The organism is Bradyrhizobium symbiodeficiens, from assembly GCF_002266465.3.
Classification (GTDB): Bacteria; Pseudomonadota; Alphaproteobacteria; order Rhizobiales; family Xanthobacteraceae; genus Bradyrhizobium; species Bradyrhizobium symbiodeficiens.
Genome location: NZ_CP029427.2, coordinates 513,409 through 538,299, shown reverse-complemented (window position 1 = coordinate 538,299; position 24,891 = coordinate 513,409). Strand labels below are relative to the sequence as shown.

General features: G+C 59.3%; 16 protein-coding genes and 1 tRNA gene. 5 read left to right on the top strand and 12 right to left on the bottom strand.

Features of this window, described 5'->3' with window-relative positions:
- Positions 1-711: 711 nt before the first annotated feature.
- Both CIT39_RS02500 and CIT39_RS02495 read right to left on the bottom strand, forming a co-directional pair.
- Positions 712-1,464, bottom strand: coding sequence for a helix-turn-helix domain-containing protein (locus tag CIT39_RS02500; RefSeq protein ID WP_094973625.1), 753 nt, complete (start codon positions 1,462-1,464; stop codon positions 712-714).
- Positions 1,465-1,551: 87 nt separating this feature from the next.
- Positions 1,552-2,346, bottom strand: coding sequence for a hypothetical protein (locus CIT39_RS02495; RefSeq protein ID WP_094973626.1), 795 nt, complete (start codon positions 2,344-2,346; stop codon positions 1,552-1,554).
- A gap of 478 nt (positions 2,347-2,824) precedes the next feature.
- On the opposite strand from CIT39_RS02495, the gene CIT39_RS02490 reads away from it, so the two are divergent.
- From CIT39_RS02490 to CIT39_RS02480, 3 genes are all read left to right on the top strand, one after another.
- On the top strand, positions 2,825-3,268 hold the full coding sequence (locus tag CIT39_RS02490; RefSeq protein WP_094973627.1) for a DUF2924 domain-containing protein: 444 nt from the start codon (positions 2,825-2,827) through the stop codon (positions 3,266-3,268).
- Positions 3,269-3,402: 134 nt separating this feature from the next.
- A complete protein-coding gene (locus CIT39_RS02485) occupies positions 3,403-4,644 on the top strand; it encodes a recombinase family protein (RefSeq protein WP_244607505.1) in 1,242 nt (413 codons plus the stop codon).
- 65 nt (positions 4,645-4,709) lie between these two features.
- Positions 4,710-5,102, top strand: coding sequence for a hypothetical protein (locus CIT39_RS02480; RefSeq protein WP_244607504.1), 393 nt, complete (start codon positions 4,710-4,712; stop codon positions 5,100-5,102).
- Between the two features lie 83 nt (positions 5,103-5,185).
- On the opposite strand, the gene CIT39_RS02475 is transcribed toward CIT39_RS02480, so the two are convergent.
- The 5 genes from CIT39_RS02475 to CIT39_RS02455 all read right to left on the bottom strand — a co-directional run bounded on the left by CIT39_RS02475 (position 5,186) and on the right by CIT39_RS02455 (position 14,728).
- Positions 5,186-7,849, bottom strand: coding sequence for a DEAD/DEAH box helicase (locus tag CIT39_RS02475; protein WP_094973629.1), 2,664 nt, complete (start codon positions 7,847-7,849; stop codon positions 5,186-5,188).
- A complete protein-coding gene (locus CIT39_RS02470; RefSeq protein ID WP_094973630.1) occupies positions 7,846-9,534 on the bottom strand; it encodes a site-specific DNA-methyltransferase in 1,689 nt (562 codons plus the stop codon). The genes CIT39_RS02475 and CIT39_RS02470 overlap by 4 nt, the downstream gene beginning before the upstream one ends.
- Entirely contained in the window at positions 9,531-11,345 is a 1,815-nt protein-coding gene (locus tag CIT39_RS02465) for an AIPR family protein (protein WP_094973631.1), read from the bottom strand. Before CIT39_RS02465 ends, CIT39_RS02470 begins: the two co-directional genes overlap by 4 nt.
- A gap of 6 nt (positions 11,346-11,351) precedes the next feature.
- Entirely contained in the window at positions 11,352-14,216 is a 2,865-nt protein-coding gene (locus CIT39_RS02460) for an SNF2-related protein (RefSeq protein WP_094973632.1), read from the bottom strand.
- A gap of 422 nt (positions 14,217-14,638) precedes the next feature.
- Positions 14,639-14,728 (bottom strand) — tRNA-Ser (locus CIT39_RS02455).
- Between the two features lie 194 nt (positions 14,729-14,922).
- Here CIT39_RS02455 and CIT39_RS02450 point away from each other — a divergent pair.
- Positions 14,923-15,264: a hypothetical protein gene (locus CIT39_RS02450; RefSeq protein WP_094973633.1), complete on the top strand. Its 342-nt coding sequence runs from the start codon at positions 14,923-14,925 to the stop codon at positions 15,262-15,264.
- 56 nt (positions 15,265-15,320) lie between these two features.
- Here the strand turns inward: CIT39_RS02450 and CIT39_RS02445 are convergent, their stop codons facing one another.
- From CIT39_RS02445 to CIT39_RS02425, 5 genes are all read right to left on the bottom strand, one after another.
- Positions 15,321-16,784 (bottom strand): trehalose-6-phosphate synthase, encoded by a 1,464-nt coding sequence (locus CIT39_RS02445; RefSeq protein ID WP_094973634.1) that lies wholly within the window; start codon positions 16,782-16,784, stop codon positions 15,321-15,323.
- A gap of 241 nt (positions 16,785-17,025) precedes the next feature.
- Positions 17,026-17,844 (bottom strand): trehalose-phosphatase, encoded by an 819-nt coding sequence (otsB, locus tag CIT39_RS02440; RefSeq protein ID WP_094973635.1) that lies wholly within the window; start codon positions 17,842-17,844, stop codon positions 17,026-17,028.
- A 4-nt stretch (positions 17,845-17,848) separates the two neighbouring features.
- Positions 17,849-19,333 (bottom strand): MFS transporter, encoded by a 1,485-nt coding sequence (locus CIT39_RS02435; RefSeq protein ID WP_162308852.1) that lies wholly within the window; start codon positions 19,331-19,333, stop codon positions 17,849-17,851.
- Between the two features lie 297 nt (positions 19,334-19,630).
- Positions 19,631-21,676: a methyl-accepting chemotaxis protein gene (locus CIT39_RS02430; RefSeq protein ID WP_094972682.1), complete on the bottom strand. Its 2,046-nt coding sequence runs from the start codon at positions 21,674-21,676 to the stop codon at positions 19,631-19,633.
- Between the two features lie 265 nt (positions 21,677-21,941).
- The gene (locus CIT39_RS02425; protein WP_094973884.1) at positions 21,942-23,981 is read right to left on the bottom strand and encodes a methyl-accepting chemotaxis protein; all 2,040 of its coding nucleotides are present in this window, start codon (positions 23,979-23,981) and stop codon (positions 21,942-21,944) included.
- 348 nt (positions 23,982-24,329) lie between these two features.
- Here CIT39_RS02425 and CIT39_RS02420 point away from each other — a divergent pair, with 348 nt between their 5' ends.
- On the top strand, positions 24,330-24,815 hold the full coding sequence (locus CIT39_RS02420) for a (2Fe-2S)-binding protein (RefSeq protein WP_094897155.1): 486 nt from the start codon (positions 24,330-24,332) through the stop codon (positions 24,813-24,815).
- Positions 24,816-24,891 lie beyond the last annotated feature (76 nt).

Here is a 24,891-nt window from a genome sequence, read left to right as displayed (position 1 = left end):
GCTGGGCTATTCGCGGATGAACACAAAATAGGTATTGCAAGCTGACGGATCGTAATCGGCCAGCATTATAGCGGTCGAGAGACCGGCTGTGAAACGTTGAATCGCGACGCAGCAAGCGCGATGAACGCTTTTACTGTGAGCCTTGCACCAGGATCATCCCGCCGCTTTTTGGTCCGAGCGGACTGACCTCCCCCTCCCCAATTTCGCGACAATTTTTCAATCGCGGCGCGCGCCACGTCGATTGGCAGGAAATAAATAGTCAAATTTGGCTGCGCCGACGGCGCCAATTGCAGGCATTCGAATATGGGTCTGCTAAGGGTCTGAACGAAAGGGCTTTTCGCAATTGACATTGCCTCGGTTCGCACACCGCCGAACGGCGCGCTACGAAACTGCGCACCACCACGGAAAAAAATCCCTGAATGAGAGTGGGGCCGGTCCGTGAGCGGGAGGGCTCGCAGGATCTCACCACCCCCCTCCCCCTGCCAAGCCAAGTGGGCTTTTTGCTTTTATTTCTGAACTTTTTGCGCGTGAACCAGGAAGACCGGTCTCCGCAGCATCGCCGGCAGACTTTTGACCACCCCCCACGCTGTCAACCCGACTGTCAACCGTGTCAACCTTGTCAACCTAACTTTTCGGTCCCTTCGGCTAGCGCAGTGGCGCGGTGCGAATTACCCGCGCCGGTCTCATCCACCAGAAGGACCCGTCAAATACTTAGCGGTCGCGTGGGGTACGAACAATAACGACTAGGCGAACCAAGTTTGGATGTTCCGGGCGAAAGCACTCCAAAACCTGCGGCTCGAACTGCTCCACGATCTTTGCCGCGACAAATTTCATATCGGCAGACAATACAATTTCGTCCTTTCGCAGTTCCTCCAATCTCACCGACTGAAACCATGATTTATACCTTGCACTGCCAAGCCTCCGCTCGATCCGCGGCGCAAAGATTTCGATGTAGTTCTGCGTCTCCTCACGCGCAGGCGGGCTGGTCCACCCCTGATAGGCAGCGTTTTGTTGAGGATCGGAAGAGGTTAGTGGAAAGATGTTGGTAGGATAGGTTTGTGAGGTGATCTCGCGGCCAGTTGTGAGGCAAACCTGCCTCACTGACGGGGACATTTCTGGCGCATCAAAGCGGCTCCTGTGTTTCTGACGGTCAGCACTCCACTTCTCTTCGTCGGCTCGAAATCGATGCCAACACGGTTGGTAGGAATTACAATGCCGATTTCCTCGATGTCGTAACGAATTGAAGTAGCCCAACCTGACGATCTTCCTGATCGCTCGATTGACCGTTTTTCGGTCTACCCCGAGGAGCGCAGCTATCGTTTGCTGAGAAGGGTCGCATCGGGCTGTTTTACGATTAAAATGGTCTAGCAATGCGACAGCAACACGTTTCTCGGTCTTGTTCAGTTGATCGCTTAGGCCAATCGCCTTCAGAGCGAGCGTCGTGTCATATTTTTCCGGTAGCATAGCTCGACCAAGTCATATCGCTGCCTACCAGCGATCACCCTGGTCAATCTACAAGAGGTCGGAAACTCGATCAGGCAAACTACTCGGCTAATTCTGCGAGGCTTTTTTGCTCAGCTTAGTTTGACGGATTCGGTTATTTAGGATTTCTCGTTTGTCGGCAGCTTCCATCATAGCGAGAGCCAGCTTTTGCCTTGTTAGCGGATTAGGATCAGGGTCCGACCCTAGCATTTGATAGAGCATCTCTGCAGAGAGATATCTTTCGGAGGCATCGTCTCGCTGTCGGAGCAGGCTCGCAAGAGCCTTCACCCATGAACCAATGCTCGAGTGCCGTTCAGAGCTGCGGCCAGTGGCATACTTGAACACGTGCTTGAGAAAGCCGTGAAATGCCCCGTGCTCCGTGCCTTTAGCCTGCTTGTACTGAAATGTTTCAAACACACTCCAGCCCGAAATGACGAGATTGCGGTCAGGGGTTCCAAGCCCTTCCTTGAACAGGTTCGTGCGCCCTCCCTTATCAATCGGTGCGCTCTGTTCAGCACCACGGCTTTTTCTAAATTCGGCTGCGACAAGTCTTGCGCCCTGACGCAACTCTAGCAAATTCTGTATCCACAAACTCTCGCTGTCGGAGTCGGCAGGATCAGGATAATCCTCATCGTCCTCAACATGGTCGAAATAGCCAGAATATACTGGAAGATCCTGAACGGAGTTATATCTACCATATTCCACTAAGGCTTTCCGAGTGTAGTCGTCAGTACTCTTGATGGCATTCAGTAGCTGATCAGCGCATTCGGCGATGAGGTTCACTCGATCGACTACGTGCTTGGCGCGCGGCGCGTCTCGCTCAAGTAATTTGTTTTGGTTGAATTCGATGGCCAGACGCTGCACTTCATTGCCAGCGCAAGATACGCAGGCGCAATGTTGTCGCTCACCGAACTCGCTTAGCCGGTGCATTGTAGAAATAGGTCGCAGCGATTGCACCGCCTGCTCGAAACTCTCGAAGGGCCCGCCCGGCAGCGCCGCTTCTGCCCGGGGCAATTTGAAGGACCACCGTCTTGGTCTTGAGGAATCCATTGGGCACCAACTAGTGGCCTGCGGGTAAAATACCCTGACTTGGTGAACGGGCTTGATTGCCTGACATCAAGAAAGGTCGAGCTCATCCTGCCGAGACAATGTCTCATCCTCTCTCTGATTCGCCATCGCCGCAGGACGCAATCAACGAGTTGGCCACCATTTTGGCCACCGGCCTTCTGCGTGTTCTCGACCGAAAGTCCAGTCGAAATTTGCCCAATCCCGCAAATTCTCCACTCGACTGTGCCGGGTTGTCTGGGGGTGATGAGGCTCACAGAGCCCAGGAAATTACCCAGTGAAAGACACCGTTTTGACCCAGTTGGCCGCCCTTAAAGGCGCCTCCGCCCCCGTCCTCAAGGCCCGCTGGCGCGAGCTTTTCGATACTGAGCCACCAGCTTATAACCGCCGCTTCCTGGAGAGCCGGCTGGCTTACCGCATTCAGGAATTGGCCTATGGCGGCCTGAGCCGGGAAACCACCGAGCGGCTCAAGGCCATGGCCAAGCAGTACGCCGACCAGAAGCCCGCCGACCGCAAGACCCGGCCGCTTCTGCGGCCGGTCGCCGGGACGAAGCTGATCCGCGAATGGGAGGGCGTCGAGCACTGCGTCACCGTTCGCCACGACGATTTCGAATATCTCGGCCGCCCCTACAAATCCCTGTCCTCGGTCGCCCGCCAGATCACGGGCACTCAGTGGAACGGCTGGGTCTTCTTTGGCTTGAAAAACTCCGTCGGCAAATGACGCCCCGCCCATCACAGAAACGGCGAGCCTCCCTGTTCGCCAACTCCTTCGAGGGAGCAGCCCCAGGCAGCCCAGGCGTCCGTAAAATCCGCTGTGCGGTGTATACCCGCAAGTCCAGCGAAGAAGGCCTCGACATGGACTTCAACTCACTCGATGCGCAGCGCGAGTCGTGTGAGGCTTACATCGTGAGCCAGCGGGCCGAGGGGTGGACGCCGGTTTCCGACCGCTACGATGATGGCGGCTTCTCGGGTGGCACTCTCGAACGGCCTGCCCTGAAACGCCTCCTCGCTGCTGTGCAAGCCGGCAAGATCGACGTCATCGTTGTTTACAAGATCGACCGCCTTTCGCGGTCGATGCTGGACTTCCTCAACCTTGTGGAGCTGTTCGAATGCCACGGGGTGACTTTCGTGTCCGTCACCCAATCCTTCAACACCAAGGATGCCATGGGCCGCATGGCGCTGAACATCCTGGTGACCTTCGCCCAGTTCGAGCGCGAGCTGATCGGGGAGCGCATTCGCGACAAGGTCGCGGCCTCTCGCAAGCGCGGCAAATGGATGGGCGGCTGGACGCCGCTCGGCTATGAAGTCCGCGACCGCAAATTGCTCATTCATGAGGCCGATGCGGAGCGGGTCCGGTCCATTTTTCGGCGCTTCGTACAGCTCAAGTCCGCGACCCTGCTGGCTCGCGAGCTCGTCACGGCCGACCAACGTACGCGATACGGACACCTCCTGGACAAGGGGGTGCTGTACAAGATCCTCCACAACCGGGTCTATCTTGGCGAGGCCGTTCATAAGGGCACCTCATATCCGGGCGAGCACGAAGCGATCGTCGATCGCAAGCTCTGGGATCAGGTTCACGCTATTCTCAAAGAGAGCCCGCGCAAGCGCGCCAACAACAGCCGGGCGCAGACCCCCGCCCTGCTGAGGGGTCTGTTGTTCGGGCCCGATGGCGCGGCGATGTCGCCGACCCACACGCGTAAATCGGGCCGGCTTTATCGCTATTACATCAGCCAGACCGCTATGAAGCAGGGCAGATCAGACTGTCCCGTCAAGCTGGTGCCTGCGGCCGAGTTAGAGCGAATCATCATCGATCAAGTTCGTCTGCTCCTGCAGACCCCAGAAGTGATCGTTCAGACCTGGCGCGCTCTGCGCAAACAATCCGCTGATGTCAGCGAGGCCGAAGTCCGAAGCGCGCTCCTCGGCTTCGACGAGCTCTGGGACGAACTGTTTCCCGCCGAACAGGCCCGCATCGTTCAGCTGCTGGTTGACCGCATCGATATGCATGCCGAGCGGATGGACATAACATTGAAGATCCAGGGCTTGACCTCGCTCTCCTCGGAATTGCAGCCCCAGCCCTTGCCGCAGGCCGCCGAATGAACAGGCCAACCACTCTCACTCTCGGCCCTATCGGTCGACCGAAGCTCAGCCGCGATGGCAGCACAATGGTTGTGAGCATCTCGATTTCATTGCGGCGATCGGGTGGGCGCAAGCGCGTGGTCACGCCTGCAAACGTCGAAGCTTGGGCGCCTGCGGAGCCGCAGGTCGACAACACGCTGATCAAAGCCGTGGTGCGGGCCCATCGCTGGCGCAACATGCTCGAATCCAACCTGTTTGGCTCGGTGCGAGACCTCGCCAAAGCTGAGAAGATCAACGAGTCCTATCTTTGCCGCATACTTCGGCTGACGTTGCTATCGCCGGCCATCACCGAAGCCATCCTGAACGGCCTGCAGCCTGGCGGGCTTGAGCTGGCGCAGCTGTTGAAAGCCATCCCCGCTGACTGGGATGAGCAGCAAGTTCTGATCAGCTCAACGGCCCGGAAAGCCGAAAGCCGCTAACGCTCCCATCCGAACTAGGCGCGGGGCGAGTGCGGATTCGCACATCGAGAATTATGGAACGAAAATAAACCAGCGGTTGGTAGTCAACGGAGCTTAGCCAGACCTTCAAGCGTCATATTTTCCGCAATGGTATCGTGAGGGATTAGGAGGTAAACCCAAGGCTTACCTCCATGGCGACGAGCATGATCTGATGCATGCCTACACCAATTGTTGGCAGCCTCCCGCTTCGACAACACTTCCGGATCGGTCATCTGATTCGACGCCTTTGGCTCGAGCATGAGAATCTCATCTTCTGTTTCGGCCACGAAGTCCGGCTGATACTCCGGATGGTCAGCACCGCTCTTATAGTAGATCTGGAACTGGCCTTTTGCTGGTTTGAACCATTTCCTTGCCTCGCGCTCCAGGATAACGGCAAGTTTTCGTTCAGCGTCGGACTGAAATTTCTGAATCGCGTAAAGACACCGGCTAAATCCGCCGAACAGATATTTGGACATATTACTCTTATCAGCAGGAGAGCATTTGTAGTCCAGGGGCGCTTCCCCCTCAATTGCCGTGTACGCACTTGGACGCAGACCTGTGAAGCCGCGAGTGACGACAACATCGTATTCAACTTCGACGTCTTGCCAGAAATGGCTCTGCATCTGTGCATGAACGAAGCGGGCGATTTCCCTCTGGTGAAGTCGCAGGATCTTGCGAGCGCCGTCTTCCGGATGGGTCGCCAACAAATGCATCACTACCTGAGCAGCAAGTTCGTAAAGCAGATCGGCATGATCATCGTAGGCAACGTCGTCGAAGTCGATCAGACCGCTGACGACGTAATCCTCCAACCGCTGCTCATCGATGTTGCCCACTCCAAGGCCGATCCGATCGACCTGCCCGGTCCGCAAATGTGCGGCCCACAGCGTCTCGTTCGGCACTTCATATTGCATCCGCGACAGATCAAGTGTGAAGCGATGGAAGCCAGATTTCACTTCGCCTTTTGGCGTGACGAGGATGCGTGGAATATCGATCGTCTGCTGAACCACCAGATCGACGGTCTTCGCAACGATGGCAGTGAGATCAGGTTGTTCGGCGATACCATCCAGCTCTAATTGCGCCGGACGATATTGACTTTTGACCTCCCGCAGAATAGCCGCCTGCACCTCCGGGTTTTGCAGATGCACGACACTGGGCAAGCGCGATGGCTCGGTCTCCAACTTGCGGATTACGTCATATGCGATCCGAACGACCTGCTGCTCTTCTTGAGTAAATTCAGTCGAAGCTTCTTGAAAATCGGGCGCCCCTCTAATCGGAACATCGGAGTGCAGGCCGAGCTTAGCGGCGAGCTGAGGTCGCGATTCAACTGTGACGGTCTTCCGGTGCAGTTGCTCTTCGGTGAGAATCACCTGCTGAAGGCGGATAGCTGAATCCGGTTTGCGCGCCTCATCAACGATCTCCTGGAAGCGATCGTGAGCTACGATATTCAGCCGATCGACAGCCGTGACACCGGTCCGCCGGCCATAGGGCAGACGCAAGCCGCGCCCGATCGATTGCTCGATTAGCGTGCGGGCATTGGCGGCGCGCAACGGCACTATCGTATATAGGTTGGTGACGTCCCATCCTTCCTTTAGCATGTTGACGTGTATGACAATTTCGGTCGGCTCGTCGGAACTTTCAACCCTGAGAAGCCTTTCAATCGTCTCCTCCTCCTTTACGCTGGAATCGACCTGTATCACCTTGTCCGCATACCGGCCCTCGAAGAATGCGTTGGACTTAATCAGCGTGATCAGCTCCGCGGCGTGCGTGGTGTCGCGCGCAATCACGAGCATGAAGGGCTTGACGATACGCTCACCAGCCTGACGCGCGTAGGTCTCCAGTTCGACCTTGACGCTTTCATGCAGGCGCACGCCGTCTTCTAATTTGATCTGCTGCAACTGCTCGGGCGACTTGCCGGTCGCGACGAAGTTCTCGCGGGTGACTACAGCCGGCTCCTTGACGAAGCCGTCGGCCATGGCGCGGCCGAGCGGATAATCAAAAATCACATTTAAGAAAGGCGCCGGCCCTCGCGTCGTCTCGACAAAGGGGGTCGCCGTTAGCTCCAGACCTATGACCGGCTTCAGCTCGTTGATGGCGCGAACGCCCGCCGTCGCGCGGTAGCGGTGCGACTCGTCCATGATCAAGACGAGGTCCCTTTGCGCCGCAAGATAGTCGAAATAACTGTCCCCGATCTCTTCCTTAAAGCTGCGGATGCGCGGGCTACGGCCGCCCCTTACCTCGGAGTTAATCTTCGAGATATTGAAGATGTTGATAGTAACCGGGAACAGATTGCCGCCGCTGGCGATCTGCCGCTCGAAATTGTCACCCGTTGTGATGACGGGCGGCGAGATCGCGAATTCAGCAATACCATTTAAGACGTATTTCGGCGTGTTGGGTGTGAAGTCGGCAATGAGCTTGTTGTAGATCGTCAGGTTTGGCGCGAGCACAAAAAAATTGTTCAGGCCGTGCGCCAGGTGTAAATATGCGATGAACGCGCCCATGAGCCGGGTTTTGCCAACGCCGGTCGCCAACGCGAAACACAAGGATGGGAAGTTACGTTCGAAATCCGTCATGCCAGAGAATTCAGCTCGAATCGTCGCAAGCGCCGCCTCCAGATCGGCGCCCTTTCGCGGTGGCACTAGTTCGGTGACGCGATCCAGAACTTCGAGAGATTGCCGCTGCGGCGCGCGGAGACTGAGACGGCCGGCGATGGCGTTGACGTGACGGTTCATTGGTCGTCTCCCGCGGAATCGAATAGGCCCGGCTGGGAAGCGGAGCGGGATAGCGCACTGTCTGCCACTTTCGGTGTCGGTGGCCAAGCTTCTCGGGCTGGCGGCGCTTTGGGCAAATTCTCGACGTTGAGGCTGTAGTCGTCATGGCCCCATTCGCAGCGTTCACGAATGTGGTTCGGGATCTTCTTCACCGTCAAGTTGGGCCAGGCAGACGTGTTGCCCCGGAACGCCGCGCATAGCACAAGCAACGTGCGTTGCTCGCCGACCTCCTCGCTCAAGGCGTCAAGCTGAGCCGGCGAAAGCGTCTGCGTCGTCACAAAGATGAAGTCACGCTCGGTCGACTTGCCTTGCTGCCAATACACGCTGTCGCTCGGCGCATAGGTGAAGCCCTCGATCTTGCACAGCGCCTCGGCCAGCATCTCGGCATTGTAGGCCTTGCTGATGACCTCACGGCCCCACCTGTCCTTTTCGAGAAGCGACGGAGCGAGCTTGAAATAGCGGAAGCCGCCGCCGCCTTGCCACTGGCAATCCTCTGTTACGCCTCCCTTGTCTTCGCCGTCGATGACCTTCTTTAGCCGGGGAATGATGTGCGTGTGGCAGTGCTCGCCCAGCTCCACCATGATCCAGCGGCGCGCCATCTTGTGGGCGACTGCCCCCGTCGTGCCGGAGCCAGCAAAGGAGTCGAGGACAAGGTCGCCCGGGTTGGTCGCAATGTGGATGATCCGTTTGATCAGACGTTCAGGTTTGGGAGTGTCGAACAGTTCGATCTTTGGGAAAAGGTTGATCATCTCCTTCTTCGACTCATCTGTGTTCCCAACTTCCGTATGGGGCCACCAAGTCCACGGCACAGCACCAGGTACCTCAGACAGGTAACGGATCGTGGTAGGTTGGCTGTTTCCGTCTTTTCCAAAATAAATGCGGCCCTCAGCCAGCATCCTGTCGAAAACATCCTTTGAATATCGCCAACAGTTTCCAGCAGGAGGATCAAATGACTTACCCGTTGGACCAACAATTGTATAAAATTGAGACTTGGTTGCGTGGCCAGCCTGCGCCGTAATTGGTATTGTACGCCACGGCCCCTTAGGATCGTTCGTAGGGTTCTTATATACCTTCTTCTGCTCAGCAGTAAGTTCGAGCATGTTGCGATTTCTCTTAAAGAAGTCGGGCGATTTTGCATAAACAACTATGTATTCGTGCACGTCGCCGATCGCTTCACGGTTTTCGCGTGAATAGCGCTTTTGCCAAACGTTCGTCGCAATGTGATTTGCGCGTCCGAAAATTTCGTCCATTACGACGCGTAAATAAGGCATCTCGTAGTCGTCTATTGAAATCCAAAATGACCCTTCTGGAGACAATAATCGCCACAAAATCTGCAGTCTTACGCTAATTAGTGACAACCACGTAGAGTGCTCTAGACCATCATCATAATGCTCGAAGGCGCTTCCCGTGTTGTAGGGAGGATCGATATAAATGCACTTCACCTTGCCGGCGAATTCCTGCTCCAGCGCCTTCAGCGCGAGCAGGTTATCGCCGAAGATCAGCCGGTTGTCGAAAATGTCATCGTCACTCACTCGATGTTTCGCGTGATAGGATTTCTCCGGGTTCTCCAGCAGAATTCGCGGCTCCAATCTCGGCCGGTTCTCTTTGCCTACCCAGGTCAATTCGAGTTTCTGTTTTTTTGTCATACTTGGTCCGTTGCGGCTGTGGCGATCGCCGGCGCAGCGGCGCTGGCAGCTCCCGGTGGGTTCTGAGCGGCATCCAGCTCGGCTAGCCGCAGGAGAACATTTTCGGCAAGCGGCTGCACGTCGGTGAGATTGCGGAAAATGGCCAGAAAGCCACGATCGATCTGCATAGCCTTGGAGGTCGCAAAGATCACCTCAGAAAGCTGATTGGTCTCCTGCGAAATCTCACGCTCCTCCTCGGTTGTGAGGCCAGGAGCAGCTTTCGCGATAAGCCCCGGTAGACGATGTGCGACCAAGCCCATGATGAAATAACGGCCATGCCGGAAAAACATCCGCCGGTCGTAGGCAGTCTCTGCCCGTTCATTCCCGGCTAGAATACGGTCGATGAATTGGTAGATGCGGACGAGCCTGCAAATCCGAACGCCAGATATCGACGCTGGAAAGAGCTGGGAATAGATCGCACCTTCCTGTTCCCATAGGCGACCAATCTCGCGCTTAGCTATAACGACAAAGTCTATTGCGGTCGGTCCCCGATGGCCTCTTCGCTGCCCGTCCGTAACGGCGAATGCAAGACAAGCCAGCGCGAGAGCCGCTTCTTCGAGCGTGAAAGCATCGTCCTGTCGAACACGCGACTCCGCAGACGGCCTATAATGGTAGCGAATGCCAACCGCTGCGAGTTCCTGCCGTAATCGCTCCTGGTTAGGATCGAGCGCTGCGAAATCGACGCCGCGCACCTGATTCTGGTAGTTGCGTGCTCGTGTGACTCGTACGGCGAAATCATCGGCCGGGTCGGGCACTTCAATGACCGTGATGTGGAGCTTTGCGCGCTCAGATATTGCCGCGGCGATCGAGGCCGTCGTGATGGAGCCCGCTGTCTGGGCGCCATTGACGATGGAGAAAGCCGTAAGCCCGAACACACAGCGATCGGGCGAGCCCGGCGCCTGAGTAATGGCCCTCGTGACAGCCGTAATGCCGTTGTTCAGATAAAAAAAGTCCTCCGGCTTTCGCCGTACCGTCTCCTCAATCGCGACATTGACACCAACCGAGCCGAGATAATGCCGAATGTTGCGCTCGAAGAGTGCGGTTCCATGCTCGGTCACCAACGCCGCGAGGTCTTGGCCCTTCACCAGCCCGTAGACCGCTTTCCGCGGCGCGGTCACGCTGGACCACTTCTCAAGGGTGAGACGGACATCGACGGCGGGATTTGCCTGCTCCGCAACCATCCAGTCGTAAGTTTGACTGATGCCGACGACGATGGCGATCATGCAGTCTGAAAGGCTGTTGCACTGAGCGACGAAAGCGTCGATGTCGGCTTTCGCGTGAGCGTCAAGCGTTTCCCCCAGGAATGGCAGCAAGAGGAAAATCTTTACTCCTGGCGTATCAAGCGCTTCCTCGATTTCGTCTAAGTGATTCCTAACAGCTGCATTGAACCCGTCGAAGCGCCGCTCCATGAGAGCTTTCGTGCCATTGATGAACTTGAGTGTCTCTCCCTGATTGGGGCCGGCGCCCTGCGGATTGTCCGGATTGCTCGGCCGTTTGAATTTGGATTGGACGACGAGCAGTCGCTGCCCCGCGCGATCGAAATAAAGCGCGTCAATCCCGCCGTCATCGCCGCCATCGACCAGTGCTGCCGTGGCAGCGGCATCGCTCAATCCACACATCCCGCACAACGCGTAAGCCGCGAGCGAACGTGAACAACGATCGACGTCATGCTGAACCAGGGTCCAATTCTGCGCACGCTCCGGCACTAACGGAAAGAACCGACGCCGGAGCGCAGCTTCGATGTGGGCAATTTTCTCCGCAGCGTTGGGCATCGCTTCTCACACCAACTTCCAGCGGATCGCAAAAAGCGGAACAACGTCGGCTTTCTGTTCCAACTTCGTCTCGATCTCTAAAATGAGGTCTGACCGCTGCTTATCGATTTGATCCTGCGAATCAAAAAGTGCCCGACGCTTCTGATTTCTTAGCGCTTCCAAGGATCTTATTTGCTTCTGTCCCGCTAGCTTTTCTTCCAGCGTTAATGCGGTCGTCGCGGCGCGCCGCGCATCCTTGATTTGCCTGTCAATCTCTTTGATTTCCCGCTCGAGGCCGACTTTGAGGTCATCCGCCCAGCCGTCAAGCTTGTCCGCTTCGGCTTCGAAGAAGCGTGCATTGCGCTCCGAGATCGAACGTTGGATGCCTTGCTGCTGGACCCGAAGAGCGCCATTCAGCCGGTCCATCGTATGGGCTGGGAGGGGCACCTGCGGTCCGACCTGTCCTGCCAGAGTTAACAAGCGTAAAGCGACGTCATTATTCAATAACTCGCCAGCATCTGACAAACCGGACATCAGAAGATGATCTTCGGCTTGATCGAGTGCTTCGATGGAAAGCACGGACGCCGCTAGCCATCCGGACTGACCTTTGTGAGGCTCTAGCGCACTCACCTTCCCGGTATAATTGGTGTAGTCCAAGATCACCTCCGCCGGGGGAAGCTCTCGCGCTTTAGCACGTTCGACGATCGCTTCGCCCAAAGGATGGCTCAGCCGGTAAAGATGTGCCTCTCCCGAACGCCGCGGCAATTCGTAAAGTCCGAGAGGAATTTCCCGGCCATCGAGCCAATCTAGCTTTGACTTTAAGCGGAACGACGAAGCGTTCAGGAATTCCGCGCAGCCGTTCAGCTCGTGCCGAGTGACACGCATGAGCAGCTGCTCAAAGCGGTCGAGGTATGCCTTCGCATCTTCGTCGCGAATCTTAAGTTTCTCGCGAACCTCGTCGTCGAAATTCTCAAGCAACTTCTGTCGAGTTTGGCTCATTGCCTCATTGATTTCGAGACTGAGCTCAAATTGCAGCTGGTCAAAAGCCGTCTTGATCTCTTCCGTTTGCCGACACTGCTGATAGATGGCACTGATGCGCTTCTCGAAGTCTACGCCAGACTCGATCGCACCCAGCACCTCATCGCTCGCTCCGAACACGCCTTCGAACAATTTGAATTTCTCGGACAAAAGCTGGTACACGCGTTGATCGGCTTCGTTCTTGCGATTGAGGAAGTTGACCACGACAACGTCGTGCTTCTGGCCGTAGCGATGGCACCGGCCAATTCGCTGTTCAATCCGCTGTGGATTCCAGGGCAGGTCGTAGTTCACGACGAGCGAGCAGAATTGAAGATTAATGCCCTCTGCGCCCGCTTCGGTCGCGATCATAATATGGCCTTCTTCGCGAAAATAATCGACCAAGGCGGATCGCATATCTGCGGTCTTCGACCCGCTAACGCGATCTGAACCTTGATGACGCTCAATCCATTTGGCGTAAATCTGCTTCGAGCGATCGTCAGTATTCGTGCCGTTAAACAACACGATACCATCGGCATATGGACTGTCGGCTAAGATCCGCAGGAGATAGGCCTGAGTCTTTCGTGACTCGGTGAAGATAATTGCTTTTGGCGCAGCACCGAGCTCCTCGGCCTTAGCAAAGCCCACGTCGAGCGCCTCCAGGAGAGACTTTCCCTTCGCATTGTGTTCGATCGAGGTGGCGAGTCGAGCGAATTCATTTAGGTCGGCGATTTCGGACTCGATCGCCCTTCGATCGGTGTCGGTGAGAGGTTCGAGTTCCTCGTCCTCCGGCCACTCTTCAGCCGTGGTATCAAGGCTCTCGTAATCCCGCGCGAGATCATCTTCGAGCGTCGGTTGAACCTCATGCTTTTTTAGCTTAGCCTGCATCCGCCGCGACATTGAAGATAGCGCGCCAGCAATGGCAAAGGTCGAAGACGCGAGCAGCTTCCGCAAGACAAGTGTCATCAGGGAACGCTGACTGGCCGGCAGGGCTTGGAGATTATCTCGTCGCAGGTACTCAGACACAAGCTCATAAAGCCGATCCTCCCCATCGGTCGGCGTGAACTCTTCAACTAGTGCCAAGCGACGCGTATAGGGGACGTAGGCTGTCACCTGCCGACGCAACGTGCGGTGGCAGAGAGGCTTTAGGCGCTCTTTGAGAACATGAAAGACGCGATCCTGCGTCAGATTGGCAAATTGTTCACGGAAACTCTTGATATCTCCGAATGCATGTTCGTCGATAAAACTGACCAGGCCAAAAAGCTCAAGTAGAGAATTCTGAAGCGGAGTTGCTGTCAGCAGTAACTTCTGCTTCTGCCCAAGCGCATGCTTCAGTGTATTCGCAATGACATTGGACGGCTTGTAGACATTCCGAAGCCTGTGGGCTTCGTCGATTACAACTAAGTCCCACGGCATGGCATGAACATCTGACGCTTTGTTTCGAGCGAACTGAAACGAGCAGATGACAACGGTATCTTTGACATCAAAGGGACGGTAACAACCTGACTTGATTGACTCGTTGTAAGAGCGTGACTCTAGGATCGTAGATGGAAGAAAAAATTTCTCGCTTAGTTCCTGATGCCACTGCTTTCGTAGGTTTGACGGGGTGATGATGAGTACGCAGCGCTTTCCCTCCGCCCAGCGCTGCGAAATGACAAGCCCGGCTTCAATAGTTTTTCCAAGGCCCACTTCGTCGGCCAGAAGCGCGCCTTTCGAGAGGGGCGATGAAAATGCGAAGAGCGCCGCATCGACTTGATGCGGATTGAGATCCACCTGCGCCCCCGCAACCGCGCCAGCTAGTTTGTCAGCACTGTCAGGTGCGCGTCTTCGTGTGATGTCGTAGGCGAAGTATTTTGCTTGATAGTCAGTGATCTGCATTGAGGCGTTTCTTGTCCTCGGATTACTTGCCGCTCGTGGAGGATGGGAACTGCTCAGACCAGCATTGGGCTCAATCGCCATTATGCAGCAATGGTCACAATGCCTAATAGATCCGTTCAGATTGGAGGTATTACTTCTCAACTATGGCGCGAATCGTGTCACGGGAACATATCGCTTCGGCGTTGATCTTGTCGATTGCGCGAGAGAGATTCAAACCGCGAGCCAATAAGCCCACGATTTTTCCAGGAAATGCCGTACTGGACCGATTCTGCTTGTTCTAAGATTCGGAGAAAATTCGGTTCTCCAGACCTAGCCGGCTTTAGGTCGGACGCGTGAGCGGACCTCTCTGTTAGCAAAAAGCAGGAAAAAGGCTGCATTTTTGATCTGTCTTCGGGCCGAAGTACGAGATCATCTCGGTGGGATGGCGGAGAGAGTGGGATTCGAACCCACGGTACGGTTTCCCGCACACACGCTTTCCAAGCGTGCGCCTTAAGCCACTCGGCCATCTCTCCGGAGCGCCCTCTCTTGAAGGGGCGCCGATGATTTTGCAAGGGATCGCAGGGAAATCGGGCGAATTTTCCGTAAGATATTGTATTTACGAGATAATATCTGGCGTTGCGGATGTCCTGACCCGCCTACCGGCTGAACCCTTGACGGGTTTGGCGCGACGATTCACGTGAGAACAGCAAACCCGACTGGGGACGCCATGACCCTCCGCAGCACCATCGCCGCCCTCAGCCTGATTTCGGCCCTCGGCCTCGCCTTCGCCGTGCCGGCCGCCGCCCAGATCTGCAACCGGCAAGGCGTCGACGTGAGCTGCGACGACGGGCGGCGCGGGGTGCTGTCCGGCGATGCTATCCTCTGGCCGGACGGCACGCGCTCGAGTTCGACGCCGCATCAGAGCGTGATCATCGGCAACAAGAGCTCGGTGCATGTCGGGCCCGGCGTGTTCGTCGGCCAGGGCAAGGGCGTGGTGCCGATGGACGATCCCAATGCGCCGAACAAGCGGCAATGCGCGATTCTGGATGGAGTGTCTTATTGCTATTGACGTCATTCCTTCGCCCCTTGCGGGAGAAGGGAAGAACATCGAGCGGCTCTCGAGAGCTAAATCAACCGCACGCCTGAGATCGCCGACTTCAGCCAGCGCAATGCCTGGGGCGGCTGCGCGGCGAGCGGGGCGACCGCAGCCTTCTCGGTCCGGCACTTCTCCAGCTCCTCGACGAAATCGGCCGACCATTGCTGGATGGTGTGGCCGCGCAGCTTCTTCATCATCGCGTCCCAGCGCATCTTGCGCTCGGTGAGCGGCATCGCTGCGGCGACCGCAATCGCGCGCGCCATGCCGTCGATGTCGTGCGGATTGACGAGCAGCGCGGCATCAAGCTCGTTGGCCGCGCCGGCGAACTTCGACAGCACCAGCACGCCGGGGTCGGCCGGATTTTGGGCTGCGACATATTCCTTGGCGACGAGGTTCATGCCGTCATGCAGCGGCGTCACCACGCCGATCTGCGCGGTCCGGTACAGGCCCGCCAGCACGGCCTGGCTGAAGCCCTTGTTCAAATAACGTATCGGCGTCCAGTCGACCTCACCGTGGCGACCGTTGACGTCGCTGACGAGGCGAGCGACGTCTTGCTGCAGATTGCCATAGGCTTCGATGCCGCCGCGCGAGGGGTTGGCGATCTGGAGCAGCGAGATGCTGCGCGAAAACTGCGGCTGCTCGGTCCAGAGCCGATCGAACGCGCTGATGCGGTTGACGAGGCCCTTCGAATAGTCGAGCCGGTCGACACCGATCGCAAGGCGCTCGCCATTGAGGCTGCGCCGCAGCCGCGACACGTCGGGATGCGTGGCTGATTTTGCCGCGTATTGCGCGAACTTCTCCGCATCGATCCCGATCGGGAAGACCTCGCAGCGGGTGCGGCCGTGCTGCGAGATCGCAACGCCGTCCTCGACAGCGAGGCCGAGCTCGCTTGCGACATAGCCGAGAAAATTCTGGCAATCCTCCGCGGTCTGGAAGCCGAGCAGATCGTAGGCCAGCATTGCCGTGACCAGCTCGCGATGATTGGGCACGCCCTGCATCACCGCGGCGACCGGCCACGGCGTATGCAGGAAGAAGCCGATGGGGTCGTCGACGCCGAGATCGCGCAGTTCGGCGCCAAGCGCGAGGAAATGATAATCCTGCACCCAGAACGCGGTTTTGTCCTTTCGGAAGCGCATCAAGGCGCGCGCCATGAAGGCGTTGACCTCGCGATAGCTCACGTAATCGTCGCGCGAGACGCGGATCAGATCGCTGCGCGAATGCAGCGCGGGCCACAGCGCCGAATTGGCAAAGCCTTCGTAATAGCCACCGTAATGCGCCGCCGGCAGATCCAACGTCGCAATCGCGCCCGATCCGAGCGCCTCGATCTCAGCGAACGGTTCCTTCTGATGGCCGTCACGCACGCGGCCCGAAGAACCCACCCAAATCGCGCCCGAATGTTCCACCACCGGCAACAAGGCCGCCGCGAGGCCGCCCGTCATGGGCTCGTTAGGCTTGCCGCGCGCGACGCGATTTGAAACGACGACTAAGTTCACAGGTCGTCCCCTCCTGTTTCATTCCACCCCATTTAACTGCCGTTCATCAATATGGTTCCTGTCATCGTTTCAACCAATTGAAACCAAAATCAGGCACGCGCGTTGGAACGGGTTTCCCTTTTTGGAACCCGGGATTCCACTGCAAAGTCAGCTTATGCCGCCAGGTTACGCAGCACGCATCGCTGCGCGCGACGGCCCCGTTCCCAAAACATCATGTCTGCGGCGTGGCGTTGCCTTTGTTTCACCTTGGATCGAGCAGGCGGGCAAGAAAGGCACGCACGTCGTTCGGTGCGTCGAAATGGCCATTCACGCCCATCGCACGGCGACCGACCGAGAAGGCAAGCCCGTTCATGTCGGGCATGATCGCGAACACGGTTTCGTCGGTGACGTCGTCGCCGATGAAGATCGGACGCCGTCCCTTGAACGGCTCACGCGTCATCAACTCACGCACGCCAGTCGCCTTGGTGAAGCCGGAATGCTTGATCTCGCAGACGAACTTGCCGGGCAGCACCTCGATCGGCGCGTTGGGCAGATCCGCACGGATCACCGAAACCGCTTCGTAGATCGCCTTCTCCGCATGCGGCGCGAGGCGGTAATGCAGAGCGAGCGAATAGCCCTTGTCCTCGAGCAGGATGCCTGGACTGAGCTTGGCGATGGCTGCAAGCCGCCGCTTCAGCTCCTTGTCCAACGGGGGCGCGGGTACGTCTTCGGCATCATCACCCACGGACAACCGCAACTCGGCGCCGTGACCGCCGACGGCGCTGAACACTTCGGGAGCGAAGATCAGATCGATGTCGTTGAGCGAGCGGCCGCTGACCAGCGCCAGCGCCCCGGAGGTGCGCTCGGTCAGCCGGTTCAGCGTGTCCGACAGGCCCGGCGGCACCCACACTTCGCGCGGCGTCGGCATCAGGTCCAACAGCGTGCCGTCGATGTCGAGCAGGATCGCGATCTCGTCGAGATGCGGCACCAGCGCGTGCGGCACCGGCACCGCGTCGGGCGCTTCGTCAACCAGCATGGTGCGGTTCTGGTCCGATGCCATTTCTGCAAGTTCCGATTTCATCAGTCTACTCCATAAAGGCGAGCGGCCGGGCGATTTGTTCGAGCGATTTGCGTTCGGCGGAGACGGCGTAGCGCCACGCCACGATCGCGGCGGCGATCATCAGGGCCGACCCCAGCAGATAGCCGGCGAACACGCTGGTGCGAGAGCCGGTATCGATCAGCACGCCGAACAGCGCGGGGCCGGCCACGCCGCCGATCCCGGTGCCGACCGCATAGAACACCGCGATCGCCAGCGCGCGAACTTCAAGTGGAAAGGTCTCGCTGACGGTGAGATAGGCCGCGCTGGCGGCCGGCGAGGCGAAGAAGAAGATCACCATCCAGGCGATGGTCTGCCCCTGCGCCGTGAGCACGCCGATCGAGAACAGATAGCCCGAAAGCGCCAGCAACAGGCCCGATGCGCCATAGGTGAACATGATCATGACGCGGCGTCCGAGCGTATCGAACAGCCGGCCGAGCAGCAGGGGCCCAAGAAAATTGCCGGCGGCGAAGGGGAGCAGGTACCAGCCGACGTGATCGGCCTTGATGCCGTAAAAGTCGGTCAGCACCAGCGCGAAGGTGAAGAAGATGGCATTGTAGAAGAACGCCTGCGCGCTCATCAGAACGAGGCCGACCACCGCGCGCTGCCGGTATGCCGAGAACAGCGTGTGAACGACCTCGCGGATCGGCGTGTGATCGCGCATCTTCAGCCGCATCTTGGCAAAGCGTCCATCGCTCGCGTCCTGGTCGTGTCCGATCACGGAGCGTTCGATCTCGTCGACGATGGCGTGGGCCTGCTCGGGGCGACCATGAATCATCAGCCAGCGCGGACTTTCCGGAATCCACATTCGCATCAGGAGTACGAAGAGACCGATGACGGCACCGATCAGATAGGCGAGACGCCAGCCGTAATCGGGCGCGATCACGGCGGGATCAAGCAGCACGATGGACGCGACCGCGCCCATGGCGGCGCCGATCCAGAAACTGCCGTTGATGACGAGATCAGTCCAGCCGCGATAGCGCGCCGGCACCAGCTCCTGGATGGTCGAGTTGATCGCGGTGTATTCGCCGCCGATGCCGGCGCCGGTGAGGAAACGAAACAGCGCGTAGCTCGCGACATCCCAAGACAGCGCGGTCGCGGCCGTCGCCGAGAGATAGAGCGCCAGCGTGATGAAGAACAGCTTCTTGCGGCCGATGCGGTCGGTGAGCCAGCCGAAGCCGAGCGCGCCGAGCACCGCGCCGGCGAGATAGGCGGAATTGGCAATACCGAGATCGAAATTCGAGAAGTGCAGCGACGGACTTTGTTTCAGTGCGCCGGAAAGCGCGCCGGCCAGAGTCACCTCGAGCCCGTCGAGGATCCAGGTGATGCCGAGCGCCACCACGACTCGGGTGTGAAAGCCGCTCCAGGGCAATGCGTCGAGCCGCGCGGGAATATCGGTCTCGACGATGCGACCGGTCACGGCTGCCGCAGCCAGAGGAACATCATTCGGCGCTGGGCTTCGCTGCAATTCCATCGGGCCATTGCGTTCGATCAATGGAAACGACCCCGGTTCACATGGTGCGAAACGGGGACGATCCGATCATTGGGGGTGCGGCATTCCGCCTGCCACCTGCGACAACGTCTGCGGCAAGGCCGGGTTCCCCGCGCAAGGGCGCTTGTGGTTGCCCGTTTCGGCTGACGCCGCAGGGAGTTGACGCATGACCGGTGTCGGAAAGATGACACAATCGTGCTGGTCAACGCACGAAGGCGCAAGCGCCCTGCTAAGGCGCGCTTGCTCAAAGACGATACCGAATTGACGGCGCGGCGAGCCTTACGCCGCCCGGATATTTCCCATGAACCGATCGAGCTCGGCGCGCAGGCGGGTGCTTTCGGACGACAGCGTCTTGGCCGAGTGCAGCACTTCCTCCGAGGCCGAGCCGGTCTCGGCGGCGCCGCGGTTGACCTGACCGATATCGGTGGCCGCGGTCTGGGTCCCCTGGGCGACGGTCTGGACGCTGCGCGCGATTTCCTGCGTCGCGGCGCCCTGCTGCTCGACCGCGCTCGCGATCGAGGTCGAGATCGACGAGATCTGGCCGATGGTCGCGCCGATCTCCTTGATCGCGGCGACCGATTCGGCCGTGGCGCCCTGCATGCCCGTGATGTGCGAGGAGATCTCGTCCGTCGCCTTCGCGGTCTGGCTCGCCAGCGACTTCACTTCGCTGGCAACCACCGCGAAGCCGCGGCCGGCTTCACCGGCGCGCGCCGCCTCGATGGTGGCGTTGAGCGCCAGAAGATTGGTCTGCTCGGCAATCGCGGTGATCAGCTTGACCACTTCGCCGATCTGCTGGGCGGCATGCGAGAGCTTGCCGATGCGTCCGTCGGTCTCCTTGGCCTGAACCACGGCAGCCTCCGCAATGCGGCTGGAGTCGCGGACCTGACGGCCGATCTCCTCGACCGAGGCGGACAGCTCTTCCGTCGCGGTGGCGACCGACTGCATGTTGGAGGAGGCCTGCTCGGAGACGCCCGCGACCTGGCTCGACAGGCTCTGGGTGGTCTCGGCGGTGCGGGTCAGCGTGGAGGCCGCCGATTCCAGCTGCACGGCCGAGGCCGAGACGTTGGAGACGATGGCGCCGACCGCGCTCTCGAAATCGTCGGCGAAGCGAATCAATTCGGAGCGGCGGGCAGCGCTCGCCTCCCTGTTCTGGGCTTCGCTGGCGGCGGCATCGCGCTCGGCTTTTGCCACGGCTTGAACCTTGAACTCTTCGACGGCGCCGGCCATCTCGCCGATCTCGTCCTTGCGGCCGAGACCCGGCAGCACCACGTCGAAATTGCCTGAAGCCAGCTCGCGCATCGCCTTGCACATCGCGATCATCGGACGCGAGATGCCGTTGCCGAGCCACAACGCCAGCACGGCCCCGACGGCAAGGCCGCCGAGCGCCAACATCAGCATCAGCTGCTCGGTTTCTCCAATGGTCGCGTTGGCGTTCGCCTCGATGCGCTGCTGGTCGGCGGTCAGGTCCGAACGCAGCTCGGCCGAGAGCTTGAGAATGGTCGCCGCCGTCTTGGTCATCTCGCCGTTCGACTTGGCGATGATCTTCACGTTCTCGGTCAGCTTCGCGAACGAGGTGCGGTACTGCTTCAGCAGAGTGCCGATCTCGGTGACGCGGTCGGTGATCTTCTGGTCGTTGGCATAGATCGAGACCAGCAGGGTCTCCAGGAACTTGATGCGGGCGATCACGCCATCGGCGGTCTTCGGCTCCGGCTTGGCCACGAAGGCACCGACGGAGGTGGAAACCGCCAGATATTGCGAGGTGATGTCCTTGGCCGTGGTCTGGACCGATGCCAGCCCCCCCAGCGCGGCAGTGTCGGCGAGATCGTCGAACTTGAAGCGGATCTTGTTGCCGACGCTGTTGAGCTCATCGGCCGCGATCTTGTTGTTCTCGCGCGTCAGGACGATGATCTCCCCGAACACCTTCGTGAAGCGCTGGAACTCCGCCTCGAGCTTGCCGACCTGCTCACGGCGGGCGGCGCCGGTCGTGGCCGACACCGACTTGGCGATCGCGCTCTTCAGATTGTTTTCGGCGGCCTTGGCTGCGGTCTCGTCATCTGCCGCCCCCGTCAGGGTATAGGCCCGAGCCAGTCCCTGATAGGCAACCAGCTCGCGATCGACCGTCCGCGCGAGGTCGGCTTCCGACACGCTGGCGCGGTAGGAAGCCACAGCGGCCTGGATCCGCTCGAAGCCGAAATAGGCGAAGGCCATGCTGACGGCGAGGATGGCTAGCACCGCCACGAAGCCGAGGATGATTTTTGCGCGAAAGCGCAAGGTTGGCAGCTTCGATTGGTTCGATTTCGACGTCGACTTGGACTTGACCGACATTTCCCCCACCCCATTCCATTCGCGGAAAACCAGGCGCAGCCCGGAAGCAGCCCGCTTCCTGACTCGCCTGCACGGTAATTGGCAAAGGATAAGCTGTGGTAAATTTGTGGCGCCGCAACTCGCGGTTAGGTGACGCGGGAAATTGTTAAGGTGCGCTTTCTCGCGCCGTTACAAATCGACCGTCGCGCCAATCTCCGCGGTCGTCCCGAACAAGCGGAGTGTGGGGCGACAGCGGAGCGCCTAACGCGCAACGAAGCCAGGCAACTTACGCCGCCCGGATATTTCCCATGAACCGATCGAGCTCGGCGCGCAGGCGGGTGCTTTCGGACGACAGCGTCTTGGCCGAGTGCAGCACTTCCTCCGAGGCCGAGCCGGTTTCAGCGGCGCCGCGGTTGACCTGACCGATATCGGTGGCCGCGGTCTGGGTCCCCTGGGCGACGGTCTGGACGCTGCGCGCGATTTCCTGCGTCGCGGCGCCCTGCTGCTCGACCGCGCTCGCGATCGAGGTCGAGATCGAGGAGATCTGGCCGATGGTCGCGCCGATCTCCTTGATCGCGGCGACCGATTCGGCCGTGGCGCCCTGCATGCCCGTGATGTGCGAGGAGATCTCGTCCGTCGCCTTCGCGGTCTGGCTCGCCAGCGACTTCACTTCGCTGGCAACCACCGCGAAGCCGCGGCCGGCTTCACCGGCGCGCGCCGCCTCGATGGTGGCGTTGAGCGCCAGAAGATTGGTCTGCTCGGCAATCGCGGTGATCAGCTTGACCACTTCGCCGATCTGCTGGGCGGCATGCGAGAGCTTGCCGATGCGTCCGTCGGTCTCCTTGGCCTGAACCACGGCAGCCTCCGCAATGCGGCTGGAGTCGCGGACCTGACGGCCGATCTCCTCGACCGAGGCGGACAGCTCTTCCGTCGCGGTGGCGACCGACTGCATGTTGGAGGAGGCCTGCTCGGAGACGCCCGCGACCTGGCTCGACAGGCTCTGGGTGGTCTCGGCGGTGCGGGTCAGCGTGGAGGCCGCCGATTCCAGCTGCACGGCCGAGGCCGAGACGTTGGAGACGATGGCGCCGACCGCGCTCTCGAAATCGTCGGCGAAGCGAATCAATTCGGAGCGGCGGGCAGCGCTCGCCTCCCTGTTCTGGGCTTCGCTGGCGGCGGCATCGCGCTCGGCTTTTGCCACGGCTTGAACCTTGAACTCTTCGACGGCGCCGGCCATCTCGCCGATCTCGTCCTTGCGGCCGAGACCCGGCAGCACCACGTCGAAATTGCCTGAAGCCAGCTCGCGCATCGCCTTGCACATCGCGATCATCGGACGCGAGATGCCGGTGCCGAGCAGGAAGGCGAGGACCACACCAAGCAACGTACCGCCGATGGCGAGCATCAGAACCAGTTGCTCGGTCTTCCCGATGGTCGCTTCCGACTCCCTGTCCAGCCGTTGCTGTTCGGCGACGAGGTCCGCCTTCATGGCGGTCGCTCCTTGCAGGATCGCACCGGCTGAACCGTTCATTTCGGTGACGAGCTGGTCGACCAGCTTGGCGTTGGCAATCAGCTTCTCCAGCGCCTCGCGATAGGCGGTTAGGATGGCCTTGGCGTCCTTCAGGCCGGCGACGATCTTCTCGTCCATGGAATAGATCGCGCCGAGCGAGTTCTCGACGAATTTCAGCCGCGCCAGCGCGCTGGTCGCGATCGCCTGATCGGACGTCAGCACGAAATTGGTGGCGGCAGCGCTCGCGGTCTGGAATTGGGCGTTGACCTGCTTGGTGCCGAACTCGATCGCCTGAGCCTCGGAATCGGAAGCGTTGTTGCCGACGTCGTCGAGCTTGTACTTCAGGAGATTGGCCTGGCGCTGCAACTGGTTCTGCACCAGCAACGTGCTGTCACGCTTGGCCTGGAGGACCTTGCCGAAGGTCGCTGAGAAATTCGCGAACTCCTTGGCGAGCTTGTCGAGCCCTTCCTTTCGCGCCGGGGTCTTGGCGCTCTTGACGGCCTGGTCGATGGCATTTTTCAGGCTGGCCTCGGCATCGAGCGCCGCCTTGGCATCGTCTTCCTTGCCGGTCACGACGAAATATTTGGCGGCCGAACGGTAGCCGAGCAGCTCGCGGTCGATGTTACGGGCGAAATCGGCCTCCGACACGCTGCTGCGGTACGACCCGACTTCGGCCGAGACCCGCTCGAAACCGAAATAGGAGAAGGCCATGCTGCCGGCGGAGATCGCCAGCACGACCGCAAAACCCAGGATGATCTTGGCGCGGAACCTGAGAGTCGGAAATATTGTGCGCTTAGACGGCGACGCGATACGTCCGGTCATTCCCACCCCCAAAAGATCGGTTCTTGCACGTGCAGCACGGTCCGGGAGCAGCCCTCCCCGATCCGGATGCGCAAAACTAGGGCAGAATCAATAAAGGGCGGTAAATTCGGCTGACCCACGCAATTTCGGTCTCATCGGCCAAAGGCCGGTCCATCCCAGGGCGGAAAACGGTTGGCCTCCCAGATTGGCCAGACCGCTGGTTTCGGGCCCGCGCACCATGCAAATCCTCACGCGCCCGGGGCATCAATGACTTTTCCATGACGCAGGCGACCAAAATCCTAGTTGCAAAGTTCCGGGCCGCTGTCTCTAATTAGAAGCAATCAAAATCAATCCCGGGAGGACTACACCGTGTCTACAGTCAAAATGACAGTGAACGGCAAAGCCGTTGCTGTCGACGTCGAGGACCGCACGCTGCTGGTCCAGCTGCTGCGCGATCACCTCAACCTCACGGGGACCCATGTCGGCTGCGACACCAGCCAGTGCGGCGCCTGCGTCGTGCACATGGACGGCCGCGCGGTGAAATCCTGCACCATGCTGGCGGGCCAGGCCGACGGCGCCAGCATCACCACCATCGAAGGCATCGCCAAGGGCGACGAGCTGCACCCGATGCAGGCCGCCTTCCGCGACAATCACGGCCTGCAATGCGGCTATTGCACGCCGGGCATGATCATGTCGGCGATCGACATCGTGCACCGTCACGGCGGCCAGCTCGACGAAGCCACCGTCCGCACCGAGCTCGAAGGCAACATCTGCCGCTGCACCGGCTACCACAACATCGTCAAAGCCGTGCTGGATGCAGCCGGGCGCATGAAGGTCTCGCAGGCAGCCGAGTAAAGCGGCGCGCCTCGAACGAACACAAAATCACCGCTGCCGCTCTCGAAGGAAAGCGCAGCCATAAAATTTCCGGTCG

Excerpts from the sequence above, each read along its gene's own strand:
- CIT39_RS02465 (WP_094973631.1), bottom strand. The coding sequence starts at position 11,345 with ATGCCCAACGCTGCGGAGAAAATTGCCCACATCGAAGCTGCGCTCCGG.
- CIT39_RS02450 (WP_094973633.1), top strand. The coding sequence starts at position 14,923 with ATGACCCTCCGCAGCACCATCGCCGCCCTCAGCCTGATTTCGGCCCTC.
- CIT39_RS02435 (WP_162308852.1), bottom strand. The coding sequence starts at position 19,333 with ATGGAATTGCAGCGAAGCCCAGCGCCGAATGATGTTCCTCTGGCTGCG.
- otsB (WP_094973635.1), bottom strand. The coding sequence starts at position 17,844 with ATGAAATCGGAACTTGCAGAAATGGCATCGGACCAGAACCGCACCATG.
- CIT39_RS02430 (WP_094972682.1), bottom strand. The coding sequence starts at position 21,676 with ATGTCGGTCAAGTCCAAGTCGACGTCGAAATCGAACCAATCGAAGCTG.
- CIT39_RS02475 (WP_094973629.1), bottom strand. The coding sequence starts at position 7,849 with ATGAACCGTCACGTCAACGCCATCGCCGGCCGTCTCAGTCTCCGCGCG.
- CIT39_RS02500 (WP_094973625.1), bottom strand. The coding sequence starts at position 1,464 with ATGCTACCGGAAAAATATGACACGACGCTCGCTCTGAAGGCGATTGGC.
- CIT39_RS02425 (WP_094973884.1), bottom strand. The coding sequence starts at position 23,981 with ATGACCGGACGTATCGCGTCGCCGTCTAAGCGCACAATATTTCCGACT.
- CIT39_RS02470 (WP_094973630.1), bottom strand. The coding sequence starts at position 9,534 with ATGACAAAAAAACAGAAACTCGAATTGACCTGGGTAGGCAAAGAGAAC.
- CIT39_RS02480 (WP_244607504.1), top strand. The coding sequence starts at position 4,710 with ATGGTTGTGAGCATCTCGATTTCATTGCGGCGATCGGGTGGGCGCAAG.
- CIT39_RS02485 (WP_244607505.1), top strand. The coding sequence starts at position 3,403 with ATGGACTTCAACTCACTCGATGCGCAGCGCGAGTCGTGTGAGGCTTAC.
- CIT39_RS02460 (WP_094973632.1), bottom strand. The coding sequence starts at position 14,216 with ATGCAGATCACTGACTATCAAGCAAAATACTTCGCCTACGACATCACA.